General features: G+C 69.0%; 18 protein-coding genes and 1 tRNA gene. 16 read left to right on the plus strand and 3 right to left on the minus strand.

Annotation, left to right across the window (positions count from 1 at the left end):
- Window positions 1–35 precede the first annotated feature (35 nt).
- Entirely contained in the window at window positions 36–1,538 is a 1,503-nt protein-coding gene (locus C471_RS14835) for an MATE family efflux transporter (RefSeq protein WP_004050365.1), read from the plus strand.
- A gap of 37 nt (window positions 1,539–1,575) precedes the next feature.
- On the opposite strand, the gene C471_RS14840 is transcribed toward C471_RS14835, so the two are convergent.
- On the minus strand, window positions 1,576–2,775 hold the full coding sequence (locus C471_RS14840; protein WP_004050366.1) for an iron-containing alcohol dehydrogenase family protein: 1,200 nt from the start codon (window positions 2,773–2,775) through the stop codon (window positions 1,576–1,578).
- Window positions 2,776–2,933: 158 nt separating this feature from the next.
- On the opposite strand from C471_RS14840, the gene C471_RS14845 reads away from it, so the two are divergent.
- The 5 genes from C471_RS14845 (at window position 2,934) to C471_RS14865 (ending at window position 10,993) form a co-directional block, all read left to right on the plus strand.
- Entirely contained in the window at window positions 2,934–3,845 is a 912-nt protein-coding gene (locus C471_RS14845; RefSeq protein WP_004050367.1) for a hypothetical protein, read from the plus strand.
- A gap of 97 nt (window positions 3,846–3,942) precedes the next feature.
- Window positions 3,943–5,877: a DNA topoisomerase (ATP-hydrolyzing) subunit B gene (gyrB, locus tag C471_RS14850; RefSeq protein WP_004050369.1), complete on the plus strand. Its 1,935-nt coding sequence runs from the start codon at window positions 3,943–3,945 to the stop codon at window positions 5,875–5,877.
- Window positions 5,874–8,405 (plus strand): DNA gyrase subunit A, encoded by a 2,532-nt coding sequence (gene gyrA / locus C471_RS14855; protein WP_004050371.1) that lies wholly within the window; start codon window positions 5,874–5,876, stop codon window positions 8,403–8,405. The genes gyrB and gyrA overlap by 4 nt, the downstream gene beginning before the upstream one ends.
- Before the next feature lie 110 nt (window positions 8,406–8,515).
- Window positions 8,516–8,902, plus strand: coding sequence for a hypothetical protein (locus C471_RS14860; RefSeq protein WP_004050373.1), 387 nt, complete (start codon window positions 8,516–8,518; stop codon window positions 8,900–8,902).
- A 51-nt stretch (window positions 8,903–8,953) separates the two neighbouring features.
- Window positions 8,954–10,993, plus strand: a complete 2,040-nt coding sequence (locus tag C471_RS14865; RefSeq protein ID WP_004050374.1) for an AMP-binding protein — start codon at window positions 8,954–8,956, stop codon at window positions 10,991–10,993.
- A 10-nt stretch (window positions 10,994–11,003) separates the two neighbouring features.
- On the opposite strand, the gene C471_RS14870 is transcribed toward C471_RS14865, so the two are convergent.
- Window positions 11,004–11,474, minus strand: coding sequence for a redoxin domain-containing protein (locus C471_RS14870; RefSeq protein ID WP_004050377.1), 471 nt, complete (start codon window positions 11,472–11,474; stop codon window positions 11,004–11,006).
- A gap of 189 nt (window positions 11,475–11,663) precedes the next feature.
- Here C471_RS14870 and C471_RS14875 point away from each other — a divergent pair, with 189 nt between their 5' ends.
- Both C471_RS14875 and C471_RS14880 read left to right on the plus strand, forming a co-directional pair.
- Window positions 11,664–11,939, plus strand: coding sequence for a Sec-independent protein translocase subunit TatA/TatB (locus C471_RS14875; protein ID WP_004050378.1), 276 nt, complete (start codon window positions 11,664–11,666; stop codon window positions 11,937–11,939).
- A 52-nt stretch (window positions 11,940–11,991) separates the two neighbouring features.
- Window positions 11,992–12,064, plus strand: a tRNA-Arg gene (locus C471_RS14880).
- A 106-nt stretch (window positions 12,065–12,170) separates the two neighbouring features.
- Here the strand turns inward: C471_RS14880 and C471_RS14885 are convergent.
- Window positions 12,171–12,872, minus strand: coding sequence for a DUF1405 domain-containing protein (locus tag C471_RS14885; protein WP_004050380.1), 702 nt, complete (start codon window positions 12,870–12,872; stop codon window positions 12,171–12,173).
- 109 nt (window positions 12,873–12,981) lie between these two features.
- Here C471_RS14885 and C471_RS14890 point away from each other — a divergent pair, with 109 nt between their 5' ends.
- The 8 genes from C471_RS14890 (at window position 12,982) to C471_RS14925 (ending at window position 23,178) form a co-directional block, all read left to right on the plus strand.
- On the plus strand, window positions 12,982–16,674 hold the full coding sequence (locus C471_RS14890; RefSeq protein ID WP_004050383.1) for an ATPase, T2SS/T4P/T4SS family: 3,693 nt from the start codon (window positions 12,982–12,984) through the stop codon (window positions 16,672–16,674).
- 27 nt (window positions 16,675–16,701) lie between these two features.
- Window positions 16,702–18,732, plus strand: a complete 2,031-nt coding sequence (locus C471_RS14895) for a type II secretion system F family protein (RefSeq protein ID WP_004050385.1) — start codon at window positions 16,702–16,704, stop codon at window positions 18,730–18,732.
- The gene (locus tag C471_RS14900; RefSeq protein ID WP_049909460.1) at window positions 18,722–19,291 is read left to right on the plus strand and encodes a DUF7287 family protein; all 570 of its coding nucleotides are present in this window, start codon (window positions 18,722–18,724) and stop codon (window positions 19,289–19,291) included. The genes C471_RS14895 and C471_RS14900 overlap by 11 nt, the downstream gene beginning before the upstream one ends.
- A 2-nt stretch (window positions 19,292–19,293) precedes the next feature.
- Complete coding sequence (locus tag C471_RS14905; RefSeq protein ID WP_049909462.1) at window positions 19,294–19,929, plus strand: DUF7288 family protein; 636 nt, start codon at window positions 19,294–19,296, stop codon at window positions 19,927–19,929.
- Window positions 19,917–20,909, plus strand: a complete 993-nt coding sequence (locus C471_RS14910; protein ID WP_004050390.1) for a DUF7261 family protein — start codon at window positions 19,917–19,919, stop codon at window positions 20,907–20,909. The genes C471_RS14905 and C471_RS14910 overlap by 13 nt, the downstream gene beginning before the upstream one ends.
- A gap of 46 nt (window positions 20,910–20,955) precedes the next feature.
- Complete coding sequence (locus C471_RS14915; protein WP_004050392.1) at window positions 20,956–21,411, plus strand: DUF7266 family protein; 456 nt, start codon at window positions 20,956–20,958, stop codon at window positions 21,409–21,411.
- Entirely contained in the window at window positions 21,408–22,217 is an 810-nt protein-coding gene (locus tag C471_RS14920) for a DUF7289 family protein (protein ID WP_004050394.1), read from the plus strand. Before C471_RS14915 ends, C471_RS14920 begins: the two co-directional genes overlap by 4 nt.
- A gap of 61 nt (window positions 22,218–22,278) precedes the next feature.
- A complete protein-coding gene (locus tag C471_RS14925; RefSeq protein ID WP_004050396.1) occupies window positions 22,279–23,178 on the plus strand; it encodes an alanyl-tRNA editing protein in 900 nt (299 codons plus the stop codon).
- Window positions 23,179–23,206: the final 28 nt, after the last annotated feature.

The raw sequence follows: 23,206 nt of genomic DNA on the forward strand, positions 1-23,206 counted from the left end.
CCTTTACTACCCACGGAGAAAGGACCGTACCCGCAGTGGCTCGCCTCCCGAACCCCTTCCGCGCGCTAATCTTATACATCGGCTTCGCCCTCGCGAAGGCGGGGCTGATCGACCGGCACCGCGTGGTCCGGACCACGGACCTCGCGTGGCCGCGGATCGTCACGGGGATCGCCCGGATGTCGAAGAACGCGGTCGACGTGGCGATGGTCGGCGTCTCGGTCGGCACCAGCGCGGTCGCCGGCGTCGGCTTCGCCGGCCCCTACTGGGGGCTCGCGTTCGCGCTCGGCGGGGGCGTCGCCGGCGGCACCATCGCCCTGGTCTCCCAGCGCTTCGGCGCGGAGGCGTACGGGGAGCTGGGCGACGCCGTCCGATCGAGCGTCCTCCTCGCCGCCCTCATCACGATCCCCGTCTCGGCCACCTTCTGGACGTTCCCGACGCGCTTCATCGACGTGCTGAGCAGCAACGAGGACGCGATCGCGCTCGGCGCCGACTACCTCCGGGTCGTGGGGCTCGGCGTCCCCTTCGCCGCGCTCAACCTCGTCGGCAGCCGGGTGCTCGTCGGCTGCGACGACGCCTACACCGCGATGCAGGTCCGGGCGGGCGGTGCGGTCGCGAACATCGTCCTGAGCGCGCTGTTCATCTTCGGACTCGGGTGGGGCGTCGAGGGCGCGGCGGTCGGCACCGTCCTTTCGAACGTGATCGCCGTCGCCGCGTTCACGATCGGACTCGTCCGGGGGCGGGTTCCAGGAATCGGGGAGTTCCCGATTTCGATCGATCCGCTCGGCTCGTACGTGAACCCGGACATGCTCCGCGACCTCGTGGAGATCGGCGTGCCGGTCGGCGCGCGCAACCTCGTGTGGACCGCCGCGGAGTTCCCGATGTTGGCCATCCTCGACGTGTTCGGCGAGAACACCGTCGCCGCGTTCGTCATCGCCCGTCGCATCTACGGGATCATGAACGCCCCCGGCTGGGGCTTCGGGCTCGCCTCCTCCAGTCTGGTCGGCCAGGAGCTCGGCGGAGAAGACCCCGCGGAGGCGGAGGCGTACGCCCGCGACATCATCCGCTTTTCGGTGGCGACGTACATGGTATTCGCGGCGCTGACGGCCGTCTTCGCGGCGGATCTCGTGACGCTGTTCGCCGAGACGCCGGAGAGCCCCGAGATCCCGATCGCCGTGAACCTCGTGTACGCGGCCTGCGTCGCGGTCGTGTTCCAGGGGATCTCCGGGGGTGCGGCGGGGCCGCTCGACGCGGCCGGGGACACGAAGATCCCCTTCGCGAGCCAGTTCCTCGGGATGTTCTGCGTGTCGATCCCGCTGGCGTACGTCGGGGCCCGCGAGGCGACGCCGGCGATCGACGTACCGGGGCTCGCCGTGACGATCCCGGAGGTCTCGCTCCCCGCGATCGGGCTGTGGGGGGTGTACCTCGCGTTCCTCGCAGAGACGACGATCCCCGCCGCGATCAACTACTGGCGGTTCCACTCCGGGAAGTGGAAGAAGATAAGCGAGGCGTACCGCCCGGACGCGCCCGCCGACGAGTAGGAGGCGGTCGACGGGAAGACCGCCTCCCGAACGACTCTCACCACGCCTCGCGCAGCACGCCCTCGATCGCCTCGGGCGTCGCGTCGAGGGCCTCGGGGGCGCGGTCCATCGACCAGTCGTCGGCGATGTACTCGGCGATCGCGGGGAAGTCGGCCTCCTCGACCGGCTCCAGCTCGCGGAGCCGCGAGGGGACCGAGAGGGAGTCGCGGACGGCGGCGACCTCGTCCACCACGTCCTCGGCGATCGCGGCGTCGTCGCGGCCCGCGGTCGCGACGCCGAGGCCGTTGGCGAGCGCTCGCCGGCTCGCGTCCACCTCGTCGAAGAGGTACGCGAGGACGTGCGGCGCGACCGCCGCGTGAACGTCGCCCTGCTGTACGTCGTACCGGCGCGCGAAGCCGTGCCCGAACGCGTGGATCACCGATATCTTCCGCCCGAGCTGGACGAGCAGGACGCCGACCACGGCGCGGTCGGTCGCCGCCGGGTCGTCGGCGACGTGCGGGAGCGCGTCCCGCAGGAGCCGCGTCCCGTGGACCGCGGTCGCGTCGCTCACGGGCGAGGCGTCGGCCGCGTACGGCGTCTCGATCCCCTTGTTGAACCCGTTCATCGCCGACCCCGCCAGCACCGACTTCGGGGTCGTCTCGAACAGCGCCGGGTCCGCGAGGTCGATCGCAGGCATCGCGCCCCCGCCGCTGACGGTCATCGGCTGACCGGTGGGCGACGCGTCCGCGTCGAGTACCTCCAGCGAGCCGCCGGTGGAGACGTCCGCGCCCGCGAACGTCGTCGGAATCACGACGACCGGAAGCGCGGGATCGGTCCCCGGCGCGAGGTCGCCGAGCGCCTCTGCGCCCTCTTCCGCGTCCGCGCGAAGGTCGGCAAGGTCGCGCCCGTCGACATCGAGAACCGTCGCCTGTCGAGCCACGTCGAGGCTGCTCCCGCCGCCGACCGCGACGAGGCAGTCCGCCCCGACCTCGGCCCGTCGATCGAGCAGGTCGAACGCCTCCTCGACGCGCTTGTCGGGAGTCGTTCCGTCGAAGACGCCGGCGAACCGGTCGCCGAGCCCCTCGCGGATCGGGTCCATGAGGTCGTCGTTGGCGCCGACGTTCGAGCCGCAGACGACGAGCGCGTCCCCGAGGTCTCGCTCGTCGAGGGCGTCGCCGAGGTCGGCGACGCGCCCGCGGCCGTAGCGGATCTCACACCCCTGATAATCGTGTTCGAAGGCGTCCGCGATCGGGAGCATCGAACGCCGCTAGGCCGGGCGGCGGCTTGTAGCTGTGGGAACGAACGGCGCGTTCGAGCGGGAGCGGCCGCAGGTCTTCCGCGGGCGGAGCGGGAGGCGACCCCAAAGAGCCAACCCGCTCCGGCACGCACGCTTCGACGACCAACCGTCGCCCACTCATGCGCTCGTTTCCACCCCTCCCCGACGTTCGCGGCTCGCGGGCCCCCGACGACCTCCTCGACGGCCACCTCTGGCTCCTCGAACTGATCGACGGAACGGGGCTCCGGTTCCGGATGGACGACTCTGGGCTCCTTCGAATTGGTGATCCGGAAACGACGTACGCGGATCCCGAGGCGGTCCCGGTCGCGCTCCGACCCGCAGTCAGGCAGATTCGCGAGCGGTTCGACCGCGAGGCCCTCCGAGACGCGGTCGACGACTCGGAGGGCGTGGTCTTCTTCGGCGTCGCCACCGGCCACCGCGGGACCGACTACGACTGGGACCGGCTCCCGACGTTCCTCGGAACCGACGTGTGGATCGGGAACGGAGAGTCGGCGCCGCCGGAGCGGGCGGGGGCGTTCCGACCGCCGGACGCCGCCGCGGCCATCTTCGAGGGCGTCGGGCTCGATCCGGTCAACGCGGTCGAGCGCGAGGTGAACGCCCGCGACTTCGACCCGGAGAGGTACGCGATCCCCGAATCGGCGTGGCGCGAGGGGCGGGCGGCCGGAGTCGTCGTGCGCAACAAGCGCGGAGGCCGGGGGAAGCTCCTCGCGGAGGGGGCGGCGCCAGACGCGGGCGAGGGCGATCAGGACGGCGACCCCGACGCGCCGACGGTCGACGGCTCCGACGCGCCGACGGTTGACGGCCCCGACGCGATCGCCGCGGCGTACGCCACCGACGACCGGTTCGAGCGCGTCGTCGACGACCTCAAGCGGCGGGGAGAACGGGTGACCGTCGACGCGGTCGCCGACCGGGCGATCGAGTCGATCGCGAGGGAGACCCCCGTTCGGTTCGGAGCCGGCGCGGGCGCAGACCCGGACCGACTCCGCGCCGTGGTCATCCAGCGGGCCCGAGTGGTTCTCGACGAGCGATAGATTGCCGGGTTCGGTAGTTACGTGGTGGTCCTCGCTCACACGCCCGCGCGCGTGCGCCGCCTTTATAACCCGCCACCAACTACCTCAGTCAAGTTCTATGCCAGAGCAGAACGACTACGGAGCCGGCCAGATACAGGTCCTCGAGGGCCTGCAGGCCGTCCGTAAACGTCCGGCGATGTATATCGGGTCCACGGACGGTCGAGGGCTCCACCATCTCGTCTACGAGGTCGTCGACAACTCCATCGACGAGGCGCTCGCGGGGTACTGCGACGAGATCACCGTCACGATCCACGACGACAACTCCGTCAGCGTCAGCGACGACGGCCGGGGGATCCCGGTCGACACCCACGAGAAGTACGACCGTCCGGCGCTCGAAGTGATCATGACCGTCCTCCACGCCGGCGGGAAGTTCGACTCCAAGTCCTACCAGGTCTCCGGGGGACTGCACGGCGTCGGCGTCAGCGTCGTCAACGCCCTCTCCGAGCGGCTCGAAGTGGAGGTCAAACGCGACGGCGGCGTCTACCGCCACGAGTTCCACCGCGGCGAGCCCGCCGAGGACGGGTTCGAGCGCGTGCGCGACCTCGACGACGAGGAGACGGGCACCTACATCCGATTCTGGCCTGACGAGGAGATCTTCGAGACGACCGCCTTCGAGTTCTCGACGCTCGCCAACCGCCTGCGCGAGCTGGCGTTCCTCAACTCCGGCGTCGCCGTCTCGCTCGTCGACGAGCGCGACGAGGGGGCCGTCGACGACGCGGGCGACGAGGAGACGTTCCGCTACGAGGGCGGCATTCGGGAGTTCGTCGGCTACCTCAACGAGACGCGGACCCCGATCCACGACGAGGTCATCTACTTCGAGGACGAGCAGGACGACATCCACGTCGAGGTCGCGATGCAGGCGACGGAGGAGCTGCAGGGCTCCGTCCACGCGTTCGCGAACAACATCAACACCCGCGAGGGCGGCACCCACCTCACCGGCTTCAAGACCGCCCTGACCCGCACCGTCAACGACTACGCCAACGAGCACGGCCTCGTCGACGACCTCGACGCCAACCTCAAGGGCGAGGACGTGCGCGAGGGGCTCACCGCGGTCATCTCGGTGAAACACCCCGACCCGCAGTTCGAGGGGCAGACGAAGACGAAGCTCGGCAACAGCGAGGTCCGCGGCATCGTCGAGTCCGCGACCCACGAGAAGCTCGGGACCTTCTTCGAGGAGAACCCCGACACGGCCCGGAAGGTCGTCCACAAGGCCGCCGAGGCCGCCCGAGCGCGCAAGGCGGCGAAGAAGGCCGAGGAGCTGACCCGACGGAAGTCGGCGCTGGAGTCGACCGCGCTGCCCGGCAAGCTCGCCGACTGTCAGACCCGCGACCCCACCGAGGCGGAGCTGTTCGTCGTCGAGGGCGACTCGGCCGGCGGCTCGGCCAAGCAGGGCCGCAACCGCGAGAACCAGGCGATCCTCCCGCTCAAAGGGAAGATCCTCAACGTCGAGAAACACCGGCTCGACCGCATCCTGGAGAACGACGAGATCCGCGCGCTGATCACCGCCATCGGCGCGGGGATCGGCGAGGAGTTCGACATCGACGACGTCCGGTACAACAAGATCATCATCATGACGGACGCCGACGTCGACGGCGCCCACATCCGGACGCTCCTCTTGACCCTCCTCTACCGCCACATGAAGCCCCTCCTCGAGGCGGGCTACGTGTACGCGGCCCAACCGCCCCTCTACCGCGTCCGGAACCGCGGCGAGACGTACGACGCGATGACGGAAGAAGAGCGCGACCGGATCGTCGCGGAGAAGTGCGACGGCGACCCGGACCAGGTCCAGCGGTTCAAGGGGCTCGGCGAGATGAACCCCGACCAGCTGTGGGACACGACGATGGACCCCGAGAACCGGCGGCTCAAACGGATCAACGTCGACGACGCGGCCGCCGCCGACCGCATGTTCAACGTGCTGATGGGTGACGCGGTCGAGCCGCGCAAGCAGTTCATCAAGGAGCACGCGACCGAGGCGGAGTGGGTGGACATATGAGCTCGGACGTGCCCGACGTCGACCCCGACGACGTCCGCGCCGCGCAGGTGACGAACGCCCGCATCGAAGACGAGATGGAGCAGTCGTACATCGACTACGCGATGTCGGTGATCGCGGGCCGCGCGCTCCCCGACGTTCGCGACGGGCTCAAACCCGTCCACCGGCGCATCCTCTACGCGATGCACGAGGCGGGCGTCACCAGCAACTCCTCGCACCGCAAGTCCTCCTCCGTCGTCGGCGAGACGATGGGTGACTACCACCCGCACGGCGACAGCGCCATCTACGACACGCTCGCCCGGATGGCCCAGGACTTCTCGATGCGGTACCCGCTCGTCGACGGGCAGGGGAACTTTGGCTCCGTCGACGGCGACCCGCCGGCCGCGATGCGGTACACCGAGGCCCGGATGGCCCCCATCGCCGAGGAGCTGTTGGCCGACATCGATCGCGACACGGTCGATTTCACGTCGAACTACGACGACCGGCTCGAAGAGCCCGAGGTGTTGCCCGCGGCGCTCCCACACCTGCTCGTCAACGGCTCCTCGGGGATCGCGGTCGGGATGTCGACGAACATCCCGCCGCACAACCTCGGCGAGGTGATCGACGCCACCGTCGAGCTGATCGAGAACCCCGACTGCACCGTCGAGGACCTGATGGAGCACGTCAAGGGCCCCGACTTCCCGACCGGCGCGAACATCGTCGGCCGGAACGCGGTCCACAAGGCGTACAAGACCGGGCGAGGCCGCCTCCGCGTCCGCGCCGAGTTCGAGGTCGACGAGGAGGAGGGTCGGATCGTCATCTCGGAGCTCCCCTTCCAGCAGAACAAGTCCCGCCTCGTCGAGCGCATCGCCGAGGACGTCAACGAGGGCTCCATCGAGGGGATCCGCGACCTCCGCGACGAGTCCGACCGCGACGGGATCCGCGTCGTGGTCGAGCTCAAGCGCGACGCGATGGCAGAGGTCGTCAAGAACCAGTTGTTGGAGAGCCACCTCGAACGCACGTTCGGCGTCATCAACCTCGCGCTGGTCGACGGCTCGCCGCAGGTGCTGAACCTGAAGGAGACGCTCGAACACTACGTCGAGCACCGCCGCGACGTGGTCCGGCGGCGCTCCGAACACGAGCTCGAGGAGCGCGAGGACCGCGCGCACATCCTCGAAGGGCGGCTGAAGGCGCTCGAACAGGTCGACGACGTGGTCGAAACCATCCAGGACTCCGACGACCGCGACGCCGCGAAGGCCGCGCTCGAAGCCGACTACGAGTTCTCGGAGGCGCAGGCGGCCCACATCGTCCGGATGCAGCTCGGGTCGCTCACGTCGATGGAGACACAGGAGATCGAGTCGGAGTACGAGGACGTGACCGCCCGGATCGAGCGGTTAGAGACGATCCTCGCCGACCCCGACGAGCTGGATCAGGTGATCGTCGACGAGCTCCGGGAGATTAAAGACGAGTACGACGACGAGCGCCGCACGAGCTTCATCGAGGACGTGGGCGACGTGACTCACGAGGACCTCATCCCCGAGGAGGAGTGCGTCGTCGCCATGAGCGAGGACGACTACATCAAGCGGATGTCGCTCGACACGTTCCGCGCCCAGAACCGCGGCGGGAAGGGGATCATCGGCACCGACCTGAAGGAGGGCGACCGCGTCTCCTCGGTGTTCGCCGCCAACTCCCACGACTACCTGCTCGTCTTCACCAACCGCGGGCAGATCTACGAGCTGAAGACCTACGAGATCCCGGAGATGTCCCGGACCGCCCGCGGCAAGTCCGCGGTCAACCTCCTCGACCTCGACGACGGCGAGGAGATCGAGGCGGTCGTCAACACCGACGACCTCGACGACGACGAGTTCCTCACGATGGTCACCCGCGACGGGTACATCAAGCGGACCGCCGTCGACCAGTTCGGCAACATCCGGTCGACCGGGATCCGCGCGATCCGGCTGGAGGACGGCGACGAGCTCGTCGACGTCGAGGTAACCGACGGCGACCGGGACATCGTCATCGGGAGCCGGAACGGGATGGCGATCCGCTTCGACGAGTCGGAGGCGCGCGCGATGGGCCGCACGGCCCGCGGCGTGATCGGTATCGACCTCCGCGAGGGCGACGCGGTCGCCGGCGTCGCCGCCATCGACGACGACTACCACAACTGGGTGCTCACCGTCACCGAGAACGGGTACGGGAAGCGCTCCGACCTGGACGAGTACCGCCTGCAGTCCCGCAACGGGAAGGGGCTGATCGACATTAAGACCGGGGACCGCAACGGCGAGGCGGTCGCCATCGAGGCGGTCACCCACGGCGACCACCTGCTCGCGATGAGCGACGCCGGCCAGATCATGCGGACCCGCGTCGAGGAGATCTCGACCGTGAGCCGCAACACGAAGGGCGTCATCGTGATGAACCTGGATCCGGACGACGCTGTCGCCTCCGTCGACATCGTCCCCGAGTCGGCGTACGCCGACGAGGAGACGGCGGAGGAGGACGACTCGGCAAGCGGCCCTGACGCTGACGAGCCGGTCGATTCCGACGCCGAGTAGGCGGATCGGTCACACCGACCGCTTTTGCGGACCTCGCGTCGCGTTCTTCCGGTCCCCGCCCGGAGAGCCGCGTGTACGGGGTTCTAGTCCTACAGCGACGAGTCACCACTATGCATCGACGCGAACTCCTCACGGCGACGGCCGCGACCGTGACCGTAGGGGCGACCGCAGGCTGTCTCGGACTCGGTGAGGCCGGCCCCGGACGGCTCGACCTGACGGTCCGGAACGACGGCGACGAGGCGGTCGACGTCGACGTGGTCGTCGAGGGTGACGACGGGACGCTGTACGCGGAGGAGACCGACCGGATCGACCCGGGCGTCGCCCGCGCGTTCGAGGCGGCGGTCGGGACGGCGGGGCGCCACGAGGCCGCCGTGACGGGCGCCGACTGGGAGGGGGTGGTCGCGTGGGACGCCGGGACCTGCGCCCTGTACGACGGGACGGTCGCCGTCGACGCCGAGACCGTCTCGGTCGCCGGCGAGTGCGTCGATCCGCGGTAGCCGAACGTTCAGGAAAATTACTTACGGTCACCGCGAAAACGGCCGGACGAGATGGACGAGTACGAGGGGATAGACGAGATCGTACACGAGCCGAGCGCGGCGTTCGCCGAGTCGACGAACGTCGCCGCGTTCATGCGCGAGTACGGGATCGACGACTACGAGGCGCTGATCGAACGCACAACCTCGGAGGTCGCGGGCGAGCCCGAGTCCGGCGTCGACTGGTTCTGGGACGAGATCGTCGACTACCTCGACATCGAGTTTTACACCGACTACGACGCGGTCCGAGACGACAGCGGCGGCCCGCAGTTCACCGACTGGTACCCCGGCGGCGAGATCAACGTCGCGCACAACGTCGTCGACCGACACGCCGCGGTCGACTCGCCGGACCGCAACCGCGTCGCGCTGATCTGGGAGGGCGAGCCCGGCGACGTGCGGGAGGTCACCTTCCACGAGCTCAAACGCGAGAGCGACCGCGTCGCCAACTATCTCGAATCCGTTGGGATCGAGACGGGAGACACGGTCGGGCTCTACATGCCGATGGTGCCCGAGGTCGTCTCGATCCTCTACGGCTGCCTGAAGGTCGGCGCGATCGCGGTGCCGATCTTCTCCGGGTTCGGCACGGAGGCGACCGCGACCCGGATCGCGGACGCCGAGCCCACCGTCCTCTTCACCGGCGACGGGTTCTACCGCCGGGGGAGCGAGGTGCGGCTGAAAGCGACCGCGGACGCGGCGATCGAGCAGGCGGGACACGTCAGGCACACCGTTGTGTACGACCGGCTGGGGGCGACGCCCGCGGGCGACGGGGACACCGAGGGCGCCGCCGGCGACTCCGGAGACCCCGTCCCGTGGCACCCAGACCGCGACGCGACGTGGGACGAGGCGATCGGGTCGCAGCCGGTCGGATACGAGACGAAGCGGCTCCCCAGCGATCAGGAGTCACTGCTGTTGTACTCCTCCGGGACCACCGGCGAGCCGAAGGGGATCGTCCACACCCACGCGGGCGTCCTCACGCAGTGCGCCAAGGAGATCCACTTCGGCTTCGACCAGAAGCCCGCGGACCGGTTCTTCTGGGTCTCCGACATCGGCTGGATGATGGGGCCGTGGACGCTGATCGGCAACCACGCGTTCGGCGGGACTGTGGTGATGTACGAGGGCGCGCCAGACCACCCGGAGCCCGACCGCTTCTGGGAGATGATCGACCGACACGGAATCACCCAGTTCGGCATCTCGCCGACCGCGATCCGGGCGCTCCGCAAACATGGAGACAAGTGGGTCGAGAGTCACGACCTCTCCTCGCTTCGGATCCTGGGCTCCACCGGCGAGCCGTGGGACCCCGAGTCGTGGCGATGGTTCTACGACGCGGTCGGCGGCGGCGAGTCCCCGATAATCAACATCTCCGGCGGTACCGAGATCTGCGGCTGCTTTTTGATGCCGATGCCGAACCAACCCCTCAAACCCTGCACCCTCGGCGGACCGGGACTCGGGATGGACGTCGACATCGCCGACGAGACCGGCGCGTCGGTCAGGGAAGCGGGCGAGCGCGGGTTCCTCGTCGCGCGCGACTCGTGTCCCTCGATGACCACGTCGCTGTGGTCCGGCGACGAGCGCTACATCGAGGAGTACTGGTCGACGTGGGAGGACCTGTGGGACCACGGCGACTTCGCGCAGAAGGATTCGGACGGGTTCTGGTTCCTCCACGGACGCGCCGACGACGCCCTGAACGTCGCCGGCCGGAAGGTCGGGCCGGCCGAGATCGAGGGCGTGCTCATCGACCACGACGCCGTCAACCAGGCGGCCGCGGTGGGCGTCCCGGACGACACCACCGGGACAGCGGTGGTCGCGTACGTCGTTCTCGACCCCGGGGTCGAGCCGAGCGACGACCTCCGAGAAGCGCTCCGGGCGCTGGTCGGCGAAGAGCACGGGAAGCCGTTCCGCCCGCGGGAGCTGCTGTTCGTCGACGCCTTCCCGAAGACGCAGTCCGGGAAGATCATCCGGCGCGCGATCGAGTCCGTGTATCGGGGCGAAGACCCCGGCGACCTCTCGTCGATGGAGAACCCGGAGGCGCTGGAGGACCTGCGCGATCCGGCGTGAGAGCGCCCTCTCAGACGGTCGCCTCGTCGACCGCCGCGTCGAGGGCGTCGTAGTCGGGCTCCCGTCCGGCGTCGTCCGCGAGCCACCGGTAGGTCACGACGCCGTCGGCGTCGATCACGAACACGGCGCGCTGTGCGACCGTGTCGACGCCGTAGCGCTCGAACGACTCTATCGCGTCGTACGCCTCGATCGCGCGGTGGGCCGGGTCGGCGAGGAGCGCGAACGGGAGGTCGTACTGCGCCCGGTAGGCGGCCAGCGCGTGCGGGAGGTCGGTACTTACCCCGAACAGCGTACAGTCGTCGCGGTCGAACCCGTCTCGGAGCGCCTCCATCTCGTCCGTGCAGGTGTTCGAGAAGGCGGCCGGGAAGAAGGCGAGCACGACCGGCTCGTCGCCGAGGCGGTCCGACAGGTCGAACGGTTCGATCTCGTCGGTCACGATCGAGGCGGTGAACGCCGGGGCGTCGTCGCCGACTTCGGTCATACCGATCGGTCGCAGTGCTGCGGTATCACCGTTTCGCCGTCGGCAGCGAGTTCGCCCCGGTTCCAGGGAGATATCACCGAACGCGAGACCGCGGACATCAATAGGTACGGGGGCGTTCAGTCGGAATCCCGTGAATCGTTCATCGAGGCAAAAAGACTATAGTAGCCAGAGAGCTACGGTGGTGTAGAGATGGCAAGTGCGATTCCACTGATCGGCGGCATCCCGGCGGGCCCGGAGCTCCTCATCATCCTGCTCGTGTTGGTCCTGCTGTTCGGGGCGAACAAGATCCCGAAGCTCGCGCGGTCGACCGGTCAGGCAATGGGCGAATTCAAGAAGGGACGTGAACAGGTCGAGGAAGAACTACAGGAGATGCAGGGCGACGACAACGACGAGGCGCCGATCGAGGCCGGCTCCACGATCGACGACGAAGACGAGATCGAGACCGAGAAAGAGACCAGAGCGTAATCGGCTCTGCGGCGCCGATCGATCTCCGCAACGACGTTTTTTACGCCGCTTCGGGCGCGTGGCCTAGCGGACAGGGCGAGAGGTTCCTAACCTCTCGATCGCGGGTTCGAATCCCGTCGCGCCCGCTCCTCACTCCGTTCGTCACGAGCGCGACTGGCTCCACGCTCGCTCACTGCGTTCGCTCGCGTGGATCCCGCCGTGCCCGATCGCTTCGATTTTCAACCGTTCTCGTTAGTCGTCGTCGCCGAGCCGCCGGAACGACCGGCTCGCGAGCCACACCGCCCCGACGCCGATCGCGAGCGTCGCGCCGGCCAGCAGAGGGCCGGGCTCGTACAGGAGCGGCGGGTGATAGCCGACGCCGTAGTCGAGGGCGACGTTGCCGACGGCGAGCGCGAGCGCGAGGGCCAACGCGCCGCGGGTGGTCCGTCCGAACGCCGGGAACAGCAGCGCGAGCCCGACGAACAGCAGGTGCGTCCCGAGCACGCCCCAGTAGTAGATCCACGCGTCGGGGGCCGAGACGTACTCGCCGAACGCGAGGTTCAGGGAGACGAGCGGCCAGAGTCCGAACTGGACCAGCCAGACGAACGCGACGGTCTGGAGATACGCGAGCCCCCGCGAGACCGGAGCCGCGGTCACGCGCCCCCCGCGGCGCACCGTCGGAACGAGGCTCACGAGGGCGATCCCGCCGAGCGCGACCGCGACGGCGGAGTCCGCGTATAAGGGCCACAGCGGGAGCGGCACCTCCCCCGCGGTCGGCGCGTAGTATCCGATCCCGACGGCGAGCATAAACGCGGTGAACCCGAGCACGACGGCGAGGCTCCGCGGCGTGCCGAGTAGCTCCTCGGCGATCGCGTCGCGGACGCGCCGCCGGACGGGCGCGCGCCGGAGCCGACCGAGTGACCGGAGCCGATCGGGGGGGTCAGAGCGTGTCACACGCCCGATTCGACCGGGATAACCTAAAAGCCGCCCGCTCCGTCCGGGGATTATCAGTCGCGGTGTTTTGCGAGACACCTTTTTCAACGGGCGAATCGTGGGCGCACGTATGACAACCGAGGACGCCGAGCCTTCGTTCTCCCCGCCCGACGAGACGGCGGGATCGCCGGCGTCCGATCCCCCGGTGTCGGTGGGACGATACTCGTGGCGCTCGTTCCTCCGTGACCGCGGTCACGACGACGCCGCGGCCGATCTGTACGCCGATATCGGTGAGGAGCCGGTCGTCCCGGCGACCGCCGTCGACGCCCACTTCGAGGAGGGTGTCGATCGGGTGATCCGCGCCGCCGGCGTCGACGAGCCGTACACGGCCGACGGCGACACCGCCGTTCCGGGACACGGGACGCCCGAAGCGGGCACCGTCGTAATCGGTCCCGACCGCGTCGTCCTCAGCGGCGCGGCGGTCGTCCCCGCCGGGACCTCGACCGCAGCGCCTCCCGAGTCAGAGGCGGAGCCGGTCGACCGACCGACGGAACCCGACGACGCGGACTCGGGAGACGACGGAGGGTCGGAAGGCGACAGCGAGGGGCGCGATAGCGAAGGCGACGTCGGTGGGGACGGGGGCGGGGACAGCGGCGAGGTGGGGGACGACGGCGAAGCCGCCGAATCCGCCGAAGCCGCCGAAGTCGACGACCCGATCGAAACGGCGGACGACCAGACCGAAAGCGACCGTTCAGATCTGGAGGACGCGGGGGGCACGGACGAGCCAAACGAGCCGGAAGATCGCCCCGGCATCTCGGCCGACGGGGCGGGGGTCCCGGGAGCCGTGATCGCCGCCGGGGCCGACGTGGAGTCGCTTCCCCGGCGAGCGCCGACGAGCGAGGAGTGGGACCGGATCGGCGTCGATCCGAGCGAGTTCCTCGGGTTCGACCCGTCGGAGACGGGGTACCGCGTCGGCGCGGCCGCGGCGGTCGGTGACGCCCTCTGGGACCTGTGTTCGGCTCGGTACAACCTCTACGAGGTGCCGGTGCTCAAGGGGTACTACACGTGGGACGACTACCGCGACGAGTACTTCCTCGACGAGGAGGGGAACCCGCCGACCGAGGAGAACGAGGAGGGGGAGGAGGTGCCGCTGGAGTTCACGCACGACGACAAGGTCGAGGCGCTGGGGTTCGACCCCGACCGGACCGAAGCGTTGCTTGGGGCGGGCGGGGTCGCCGCGGCCGACCTCGCGGAGCTGGTCGACGAGCGAACGGTCGACGTGAACCCGGAGGTCGACGAGGACGCGTTCTTCTCGACGGAGGGGGGCGACACCACCCTCGCGAACCGGTACGACCTGGAGAAGGCGGTGCCGATGCCGAAGAAGCAGCACTTCCGCGAGATCGAGCGGTACTGGGTGAACAAGCCGTACGCGTTCGTGATCGTGTTCCGGTCGACGAAGGAGAACGAGGTGAAGTACTACGCGGTCCAGCCGTACCGGACCGAGATCGAGACCGACCTCGTGGAGTTCCTGACCGGAAAGCTCCGGACGTCGATCAAGTACGCGGACGAGTCAATCGCGGGCGGGGACGAGGAGTTCCGCGAGGGCGTGATCGTCGACGAGACGCTAACGCTGCTCGACCGGTACGACCTCTACGAGCGCACGGACGACGACCGGGGGGCTGTCGACGAACTCGTGGACGACCTCGTCGATCGCTTCGGCTTCGACCTCACGGAGGGGATCGCCGGGCGGATCTCCGAGTCGCTCGGGTACGAGCCGCCGACGGAGTCGAGTCCGGCGCCAGCGAAGGTGCTGGCCCGCCCCGAGCCCGCGGTGATCGCGGAGGACCCGGAGACGCTCTCGGAGCATCAGGTCGAGAAGCTGCTGTACTACCTCAAACGGGACTTCATCGGTTACGAGCGCATCGACCCGATCAAGTACGACATCAACGTCGAGGACATCTCCTGTGACGGGTACAACTCGCCCGTCTTCGTCTACCACTCCGACTACGAGCAGATCATCACCAACGTCTACCACGAGACCGACGAGCTCGACGACTTCGTCGTGAAGCTCGCGCAGCGCTCCGGAAAGGGGATCTCGAAGCGCCGCCCGCAGGTGGACGCGACCCTCCCGGACGGCTCCCGCGCCCAGCTCACGCTCGGCCGCGAGGTGTCGGACCACGGGACCAACTACACCATCCGGCAGTTCAACGAGATCCCGTTCACCCCGATCGACCTGATCAACTGGAAGACGTTCTCGCTCGACGAGATGGCCTTCCTCTGGCTCTCGATCGAGAACCACAAGAGCCTGATCTTCGCGGGCGGCACCGCCTCCGGGAAAACGACGAGCCTGAACGCCGTCTCGCTGTTTATCCCCTCGAACGCGAAGATCGTCTCGATCGAGGACACCCGCGAGGTCGAACTCCCCCAGCGCAACTGGATCGCCTCGGTCACCCGTCCCTCCTTCTCCGACGACGACAAGGGCGACATCGACGAGTTCGACCTGTTGGAGGCCGCGCTCCGCCAGCGTCCCGACTACATCGTGATGGGCGAGATCCGCGGCGAGGAGGGCCGCACGGCCTTCCAGGTGATGTCCACGGGCCACACCACCTACACCACGTTCCACGCCGACACGGTCGGCGAGGTGCTCAAGCGGTTCACCACCGACCCGATCAACGTCTCGAAGACGATGTTCACCGCCCTCGATCTGGTCTCCGTCCAGACCTCCACGCGGGTGCAGGGCAAGAAGGTGCGCCGGAACAAGTCGCTAACCGAGATCAACCACTACGACGCCGAGAACGACGAGATCAACGTCCAAGACGTGTTCCAGTGGCAGGCCGAGACGGACGAGTTCCTCCAGATGGGCGACTCGAACACCCTCGAAGACATCATGTTCGACCGCGGGTGGAGCCGCGAGACGCTCGACCAGGAGCTGCGGAAGCGCCGCGTCGTGCTGGCGTATCTCATCGACCGCGGCCTCAACAGCTACGCGCAGGTGGCGGCGACGTTTCAGGCGTTTATCAACGACCCGGAGACGGTGCTCGCGCTGATGGCGAACGAGGGACTGGAGCGGTCGCTGGAGGACCTCCGCGAGATGGAGTCGGTGCTGATCAACGTCGACCGCGACAAGGAGGAGATGGTGCCGCGGCCGGAGCCCGACGAGGCGGGTCGCGAAGAGGTCGAGCAGATCCTGGCGGAGGCCGAGGACCTGTTCGCGGAGTACCGCGGTCGGATGCCCGAATCCGTCGCCGACGCCCTCCTCGATGTCGCGCCGGCCCGAGACGTGGAGGCGGAGCCCGGATCCGAACGCGAGGCGCTCGCGCAGGTGGTCGACGAGGCGGCCGAGACTGCTGAGGCCGGTGAGACTGCTGAGACCGCCGAGACTGCTGAGACCGCCGAGAGCCAAGTCGAAGGGGGAGGTGACACGAGCGACGCGCCGGACTCGGACGACGCGGACGACATGGAGGGGCCGGAGCCGGACGACTCGGACGGCGCGGACGACATGGAGGGGACGGACGACGCGGACGGCGGCATCGACTTCGACGAGCCGTTCGACGAGGGGATCGACGTGCTCGACTCGGAGCCGGCGCCGGAATCCGAACCGTCGAGGGATCCGAGACAGACCGATTCCGGTACTAGGGCGGATGTCGACGGCGGAGAGGTCGAAGTCGAGAGCGGAGACGGGGACGCCACCGAAACCGGAGCCGGTGGAGAAGACGACCTCACCACGGAGGGCGAGGGCGAGGACGACGAAGGGAACGAGGACGACGCCGACGACATCAACGACTGGGGGTTCGGTTCCGTCGAATCCCGGGGGGAGCGGTAGCCCCATGGTCGAAGCGAGGTGGGTCGCGTGAGCCTCGACACGGGCGTCGGCGAGGGATCCGTCGACGGGAACCTCCTCGCGGGGGTGTTCTACCCCGCCTTCGAGCTGCTGTTCGACGCCGACGGCGACTTCGTCGGCGACGTCGAGCGTAAACTCGCCGAAGCGCGCATGCCGGACCCGGTGGAGATGTACGTCTCCAGAGCGCTCGGGGTCGGCCTGCTCGTCGGCGGAGCCCTCTGGGCGCTCGGGACGCTGATCGGCTACGGCGTGTTCTCCCTCGGGCTGATCGACCCCAGCGCGCTCTCGCTCGGCATGCCCGCGCCGACGCCGGCTATCCAGGAGCTCCTGCGGTCGCTCGTCGTGCCCACCGCGGTCCTCGTCAGCGGACTCGTGTTCGGGTCGATCGGCTTCGCGATCGGTTTCGGCGGCGTGGTCGCGATTCCCTACTCGCGGGCGTCGGCGCGGGAACGCGAGATCAACCTCCTGCTGGCCGATTCGGTGTCGTTCATGTACGCGCTGTCTGTCGGGGGGCTCAACCAGTTGGAGATTCTACGGTCGATGGCGACGGCGGAGGACACCTACGGCGAGGTGTCCCGCGAGTTCCAGAGCATCGTCAACGAGACGGAGTACTTCGGCACCGACTACCGGAACGCGATCCGCCAGCAGTCGATGGAGACGCCCTCGGACGAGCTCTCGCAGTTCCTCGCGGACATGCTCTCGATCGTCAACTCCGGCGGCGACATGGAGAGCTTCCTGAAGGACAAAAAGGAGAAACACCTCCGCACGTCGAAACAGGAGCGCGAGATGACCCTAGAGACGCTGGAGCTGTTCGGCGAGATGTACATGACGCTCTCTCTGTTCCCCCTCCTCCTCATCATCATCCTCGTCATCATGGGGATGATGGGCGAGTCCGACGAGCGCCTGCTGTACGCGACCGTGTACGCCCTCATCCCGCTGACCGGCGTCGGCTTCCTCGTGCTCGTCTCCACGGTCAAGCAGGACGAGCCCGGCGACGGCTACCTTCGCCCCGACGGCGGCAGCGAGCGGCTCCGGCAGACGAGCAAAGAGGGACTGCTCCACTTCGGGTTGATCGAGGCGTTCGTCGGTCAGTTCGGCGTCTTCGATCGGATCCGGGACCGAGAGGGGACGTACAAGACCAAACAGATCCTCTCCGCGCCGCACGTCTTCCTCCGGGATAACCCGCTGTACACGCTCGCGTTAACCGTGCCGACCGCGCTCGTCATCGTCGGCATCGCGGTCGTCTCGGGGAACGCGCCGACGACGTTCGACGGCTGGGTGGACCGCCCGGTGTGGTCGACGTTCGTCTGGGTGTACGTCCCCGCGTACCTCGTGATGGCGCCGCTCGCGGTGTTCCACGAGTGGAGCCAGCGGACCAAGCGGGCGATCACCGGGAAGCTCTCGGAGAGCCTCCGGAAGCTCTCCTCCGCGAACGACACCGGACAGACGCTGCTCGAATCGGTGGAGACGGTCTCGGAGACGTCGACCGGACAGCTCGCCGAGGAGTTCGAGGTCGTCCACTCGAAGGTGAACTACGGGATGAGCCTGCGGGACGCCTTGGTGGAGTTCAACAACAAGTACGCGGTCCCGCGGCTCGCCCGGACGGTGAAGCTCATTTCGGAGGCGCAGGAGGCCTCCTCGCAGATCACGGACGTGTTGACCACGGCGGCCCAGGCGTCGGAGAACCAGGACGACATCGAGCGCGATCGGATCTCGCAAACCCGGATGCAGGTGGCGATCATCGTGATGACGTACGTCACCCTGCTCGGCGTGATGGCGATCCTCCAGACCCAGTTCATCGACGTGATGGGCGGACTCTCCTCGCAGGCCGAGGGCGGCGGCGGTGGCGCCGGCTTCGGGGGCGGCGGCGGCGTCGACCCGGAGGTACTCTCGCTGCTGTTCTTCCACGCCGTGACGCTGCAGGCGATCCTCTCCGGGTTCATCAGCGGGTACATCCGGAACGCCGACATCGTCTCCGGCGTCAAGTTCGCCGTGGTCCTGATGACGCTCGCGCTGGGGGTGTGGATCTATGTGGGGTAGGCGACGCTCGTCGGCGTCCCGAGGCCCGCCGGCCGCCCGCGCACAGACCCCGATCGACTTCGCGGTCGGAGCCGGCGTGTTCCTGTTGACGCTCGCGTTCGTGATCGCCTTCGTGCCGACGCTTTTCGACCCCTTCTCGGCGGCGTCGACCGCTTCGCCGGTGGTGAGCGATCGCGTCGCGGCCGGCGTCGCCGGCGACCTGCTCGCGGCGTCGCCGGCGGAACCGGGCGTGCTGTCGCCGGCCTGTACGGTCGCCTTCCTCAGCGCGAACGCGACGCTCGGGACCGACGCCGACTGCCATCCCGACGTCGCCGAAAACCCGGCGACCCACTTCGGGATCGACGGCGACGTGCAGGTGGTGATCCACGAGCTCGACCGGCGGAACCCGAGCACGAACGCGTCGAACCTCTCGATCGCGACGCGTCACGGCCGGTTCGAGGTCGAGCCGGACCGGACCACCGCCGACACGACCGACCCGACCGGCGAAGACGTCACCGTCTCACAGCGACTCGTCTCGATCGGCGGGACGCAGTACCGGCTCACGGTGCGGGTGTGGTGACCATGAACACGAGAAACGACCGGGCGCAGGCGCACACCCTGGAGGCGTTCGCGGCGGCGATCCTGCTCGTCGCGGGCCTCACGTTCGCCCTGCAGGCGACCGCGGTGACCCCCCTGTCGGCCAGCACGTCGAATCAGCACATCGAGAACCAGCAGCGAGCGGTCGCGAACGACCTGTTGGCGACGAGCGCCGAGAACGGCGATCTGGAGGCCGCGGTGCTGCGCTGGAACACGACGAATCAGGCGTTTGCGTCGAGCCCGCCGGAGGTCGACGGCCCGGCCTACACGCAGGCCGACGGGCCGAACGGGTTCGACGCCGCGCTCGGCGGCTTCGGCGAGGCGCTGAATCGGGCGTTCGCCGACCGGCAGATCGCCGTCAACGTGGATCTGCGCCACTACAACACGTCGGCCCGGACGGAGCGACTCACGACGCCGCTGATCGATATGGGGACGCCGAGCGACAACGCGGTGAGCGCGACGCGGACGGTCGCGCTCGCCGACGACGCGAACCTGACCGCTCCGAACCACACCGACTCGACGCTCGGAGAGCTGTCCGACGGAGAGTTCTACGCGACCGAGACCGCGACCGATCCGCTGTTTACCTACGTGGAGGTGCGAATCGTCGTATGGCGGATGTGAGCCTCGGCCCCCCGGACCGCGACCGCCTCTTCGGCGGCGAGGACGCAAGCGAGGCGGACCGCGGCCAGCTCCTGCTCGTCGCGGGGCTGGTGATGGCCGTCTCGCTCGTGACGCTGGTCGTCCTGTTGAACGCGACCATCTACAGCGAGAACGTCGCGACCCGCGGGGTCGCGTCGGCCGACGGGGAGGCGCTAGAAGTGAGAGCGACCGCGGTCGACGGGACCGGCGAACTGATCGACGCCACCAACCGCGCGGGGCCGGGGGGCCACGGCAACGCGACCGAGACGGTCCGAGACGGCGTCACCGACCTCGACGCGGAGATGTCCCGTTCGTACGCGGAACGGGGCGGAGTGACGCACCTCGAACTGTTGGGGGTCCAGAACGGGACCCGGATCACGGGGGCCATCACCGGGAACGCCACGGGCGATCCGAACGCGTCGACCCTCGCCCGCGACGTCGACCGAACACGCGGCTTCGTGCTCGACGTCGACCCGGGGAACCTCACCGATGCGAACGCGACCAGCGCCGTCGACGACGCGTTCCACGTCGACCTCGACAACTCGACCGGCGGAAGCCGACAGGTGTACGTGTACAACGGATCCGACGGCAACGTCACCGTCGCGGTCGGCGAGAACGGGAGCGTTCCGGCGGCTCGGTGTGCAGTGCCGCCCGACGGGCGCGGTCGCGTCGCCGTCGACCTGACCGGCGAGCGGCTCGGCGACCGCCCCTGTCCGGGGATCTGGCCGACGACGCTCGTCGCGCCCGACGACGCCTACGACATCGCCCTCATGAACGCGAGCGCGGCCGGCGGTGAGGTGACGGCGACCGCGCGGCCCGTCTCGGGGGACACCGTCACCGCCGATCCCGGTTTCGGGGCGACGCCGGCGGTGTACGGGGCGTCGATCGAACTCCGCTACCGGACCGCGGAGCTCCGGTTCGAGACCGCCGTTCGGGTCGCCCCGGGTGAGCCCGATGCGTGAGGGCCCTGGGTCGGGGAGAACACGGCTCCTGAGCGACGATCGCGCAGTGAGCGTCACCGTCGGATACGTCCTGACGCTCGCGATCGGGGCGATGTTGCTCTCCGGTGTCGTCATCGGGGTCGGCGGCGTCGTCGACTCACAGACCGATCGGGCCGTTCAGAGCGATCTCTCGGTCCTCGGACAGACCGCGGCCGCGAACGTCGAGAGCGCCGACCGCCTCGCGCGTGCGGCAGAGGCCGGCCGATCGAACGCGACCGGCGCGACGAACGCCACCGTCGCGGTCGCCGTCGACCTCCCGACCCGAGTGGCGGGGATCCCCTATCGGATCGCGGTCGATGACGACGCCGTGACGCTACGCACCGACCGCCGCGAGGCGGCGATGGAGATCGCTCACACGGCACGAGTGAACGTTACACCGACGACCGTTCGCGGCGGGCCGATCCGGATCGAATACGACCACGGCGGAGCGGGCACCGGTAACCTGACGGTGGTCGAACGATGAGCGACCGCCGGCGACCGACCGTTTCGATCGGTGATGGCGGGCTCGCCGCGCTCGCGGACGACGAGCGCGGCGTGAGCAACGTCGTCGGCTACGTGCTGGTGTTCTCGCTCGTCACGGTGACGATCGGAACGGTGTTCGCGGTCGGCATCACCGGACTCGAGGACAGACAGGAGGCCGCGCGCGTCGCGAACGTCGAGCGCGCATTCGACGTGTTCGACGACAACCTCCGGGACGTTCAGCGCTACGGCGACCCGAGCCGATCGACGGAGATCCGACTCAGCGGCGGGACGCTGTCGGTCGCGGAGACGACCGGCGTGGAGCTGCGAAACGCGTCTGACGGCGTGGTCCGGGGGTTCGAGTTCCGGGCCCTGACGTACGCGAACGGAGACACGACCATCGCGTACGAGGGCGGGGCGTGGTTCCGCAGCGACGGCGGCAGCGCGGTGATGCGCTCGGAGCCGCGGTTCGTCGCGGCCGACGGGCGAACGACGCTTCCGATCGTCCGGCTGTACCCGCTCGGCCCCGAGACCGTCGACCGGGACGGGACGGTGCAGGTGGCGGTGAGCCGGACCTCCAAGCCGAACCTCGTGCAGGTCGCCACTGCCGGCGCCGACGACGGCCCATTCGATCTGCGGATCGAGTCGCCGTACGCGGAGGCGTGGAGCCGGTACTTCGAGCGGACGGACGGGTTCTCGGTGAACGGGACCGCGACCGACACGGCCAACGGGACCGTCGTCGCTGATCTCGATCACGGCGACGAGGTGTTCATCGCCGACGCGGCCGTCAACATCCGGCTCCAGCGCTGATCGGTGTCTCGTCACATCCTCGAACGCACCACTGAAGCCCGCGGCGCCGCACCGTCTCGGTATGACCGAGGAGCTGTACCTCGCCGACGACACTGTGACGACGTTCGAGGCGACCGTGGAGCGCGCGCTCGACGACCGCGTCGTCCTCGACCGGACGCACTTCTACCCCACGGGCGGGGGACAGCCCCACGATACCGGAACGCTCCGGGTCGCGGACGGGGCGGCGACCGACGGCGATGACCCCGCGGAGGGCGACGACACCGCGGAGGGCGACGACACCGCGGAGGGCGACGCCGCTGACCGACGCTGGCGCGTCGTCGACGTACAGAAGAAAGACACCGTCTATCACACCCTCGAACCGGCGGGCTCGAACGGTGACGCCGGTTCCTCTCCCGAGCCGGGGACGACCGTTGTGGGCGAGATCGACGCGGCGCGGCGACGCGCGCACTCTCGGTACCACACCGCACAGCACCTGCTGTCGGCGCTGCTGCTGTCCGAGTTCGACGCGACGACGACGGGGAATCAGCTCTACGACGACCACGCGCACCTCGACGCCGCCTACGACCGCTTCGACGACGGCGACCTCGCGCGGATCGAGGACCGGCTCAACGAGCTCGTGGCCGACGGGCGCCCCGTGCGGAGCTACAGCATGGACCGCGCGGAGGCGGAGGCGACGCTCGACACCGACCGCACCCGGATCGATCTGCTTCCCGAGTCGATCGCGGAACTGCGGATCGTGGAGATCGGCGGTGTCGGTGGCGCGGAGGACCGCGACGGCGGCGACGGCGGTGACGGCGTCGGGACCGACGAGGCGCCCTACGACCGCACCGCCTGCGCCGGGACGCACGTCGGCAACACGGCCGATATCGGTCGGATCGTCGTCACGGGTCGCGAGACGAAGGGGAGCGGTGAGGAGCGCGTCCGGTTCGCGCTCGCCGAGCACGTCGACGCCGGGCGGTGACGGGCGACGGGAAGCGTCTCTCTCGCGC

Source organism: Halorubrum saccharovorum DSM 1137, assembly GCF_000337915.1.
GTDB lineage: Archaea > Halobacteriota > Halobacteria > Halobacteriales > Haloferacaceae > Halorubrum > Halorubrum saccharovorum.

Excerpts from the sequence above, each read along its gene's own strand:
- C471_RS14860 (WP_004050373.1), top strand. The coding sequence starts at position 8,516 with ATGCATCGACGCGAACTCCTCACGGCGACGGCCGCGACCGTGACCGTA.
- gyrA (WP_004050371.1), top strand. The coding sequence starts at position 5,874 with ATGAGCTCGGACGTGCCCGACGTCGACCCCGACGACGTCCGCGCCGCG.
- C471_RS14925 (WP_004050396.1), top strand. The coding sequence starts at position 22,279 with ATGACCGAGGAGCTGTACCTCGCCGACGACACTGTGACGACGTTCGAG.
- C471_RS14920 (WP_004050394.1), top strand. The coding sequence starts at position 21,408 with ATGAGCGACCGCCGGCGACCGACCGTTTCGATCGGTGATGGCGGGCTC.
- C471_RS14870 (WP_004050377.1), bottom strand. The coding sequence starts at position 11,474 with ATGACCGAAGTCGGCGACGACGCCCCGGCGTTCACCGCCTCGATCGTG.
- C471_RS14910 (WP_004050390.1), top strand. The coding sequence starts at position 19,917 with ATGGCGGATGTGAGCCTCGGCCCCCCGGACCGCGACCGCCTCTTCGGC.
- C471_RS14840 (WP_004050366.1), bottom strand. The coding sequence starts at position 2,775 with ATGCTCCCGATCGCGGACGCCTTCGAACACGATTATCAGGGGTGTGAG.
- C471_RS14845 (WP_004050367.1), top strand. The coding sequence starts at position 2,934 with ATGCGCTCGTTTCCACCCCTCCCCGACGTTCGCGGCTCGCGGGCCCCC.
- C471_RS14905 (WP_049909462.1), top strand. The coding sequence starts at position 19,294 with ATGAACACGAGAAACGACCGGGCGCAGGCGCACACCCTGGAGGCGTTC.
- C471_RS14875 (WP_004050378.1), top strand. The coding sequence starts at position 11,664 with ATGGCAAGTGCGATTCCACTGATCGGCGGCATCCCGGCGGGCCCGGAG.
- C471_RS14900 (WP_049909460.1), top strand. The coding sequence starts at position 18,722 with ATGTGGGGTAGGCGACGCTCGTCGGCGTCCCGAGGCCCGCCGGCCGCC.
- C471_RS14890 (WP_004050383.1), top strand. The coding sequence starts at position 12,982 with ATGACAACCGAGGACGCCGAGCCTTCGTTCTCCCCGCCCGACGAGACG.
- gyrB (WP_004050369.1), top strand. The coding sequence starts at position 3,943 with ATGCCAGAGCAGAACGACTACGGAGCCGGCCAGATACAGGTCCTCGAG.
- C471_RS14865 (WP_004050374.1), top strand. The coding sequence starts at position 8,954 with ATGGACGAGTACGAGGGGATAGACGAGATCGTACACGAGCCGAGCGCG.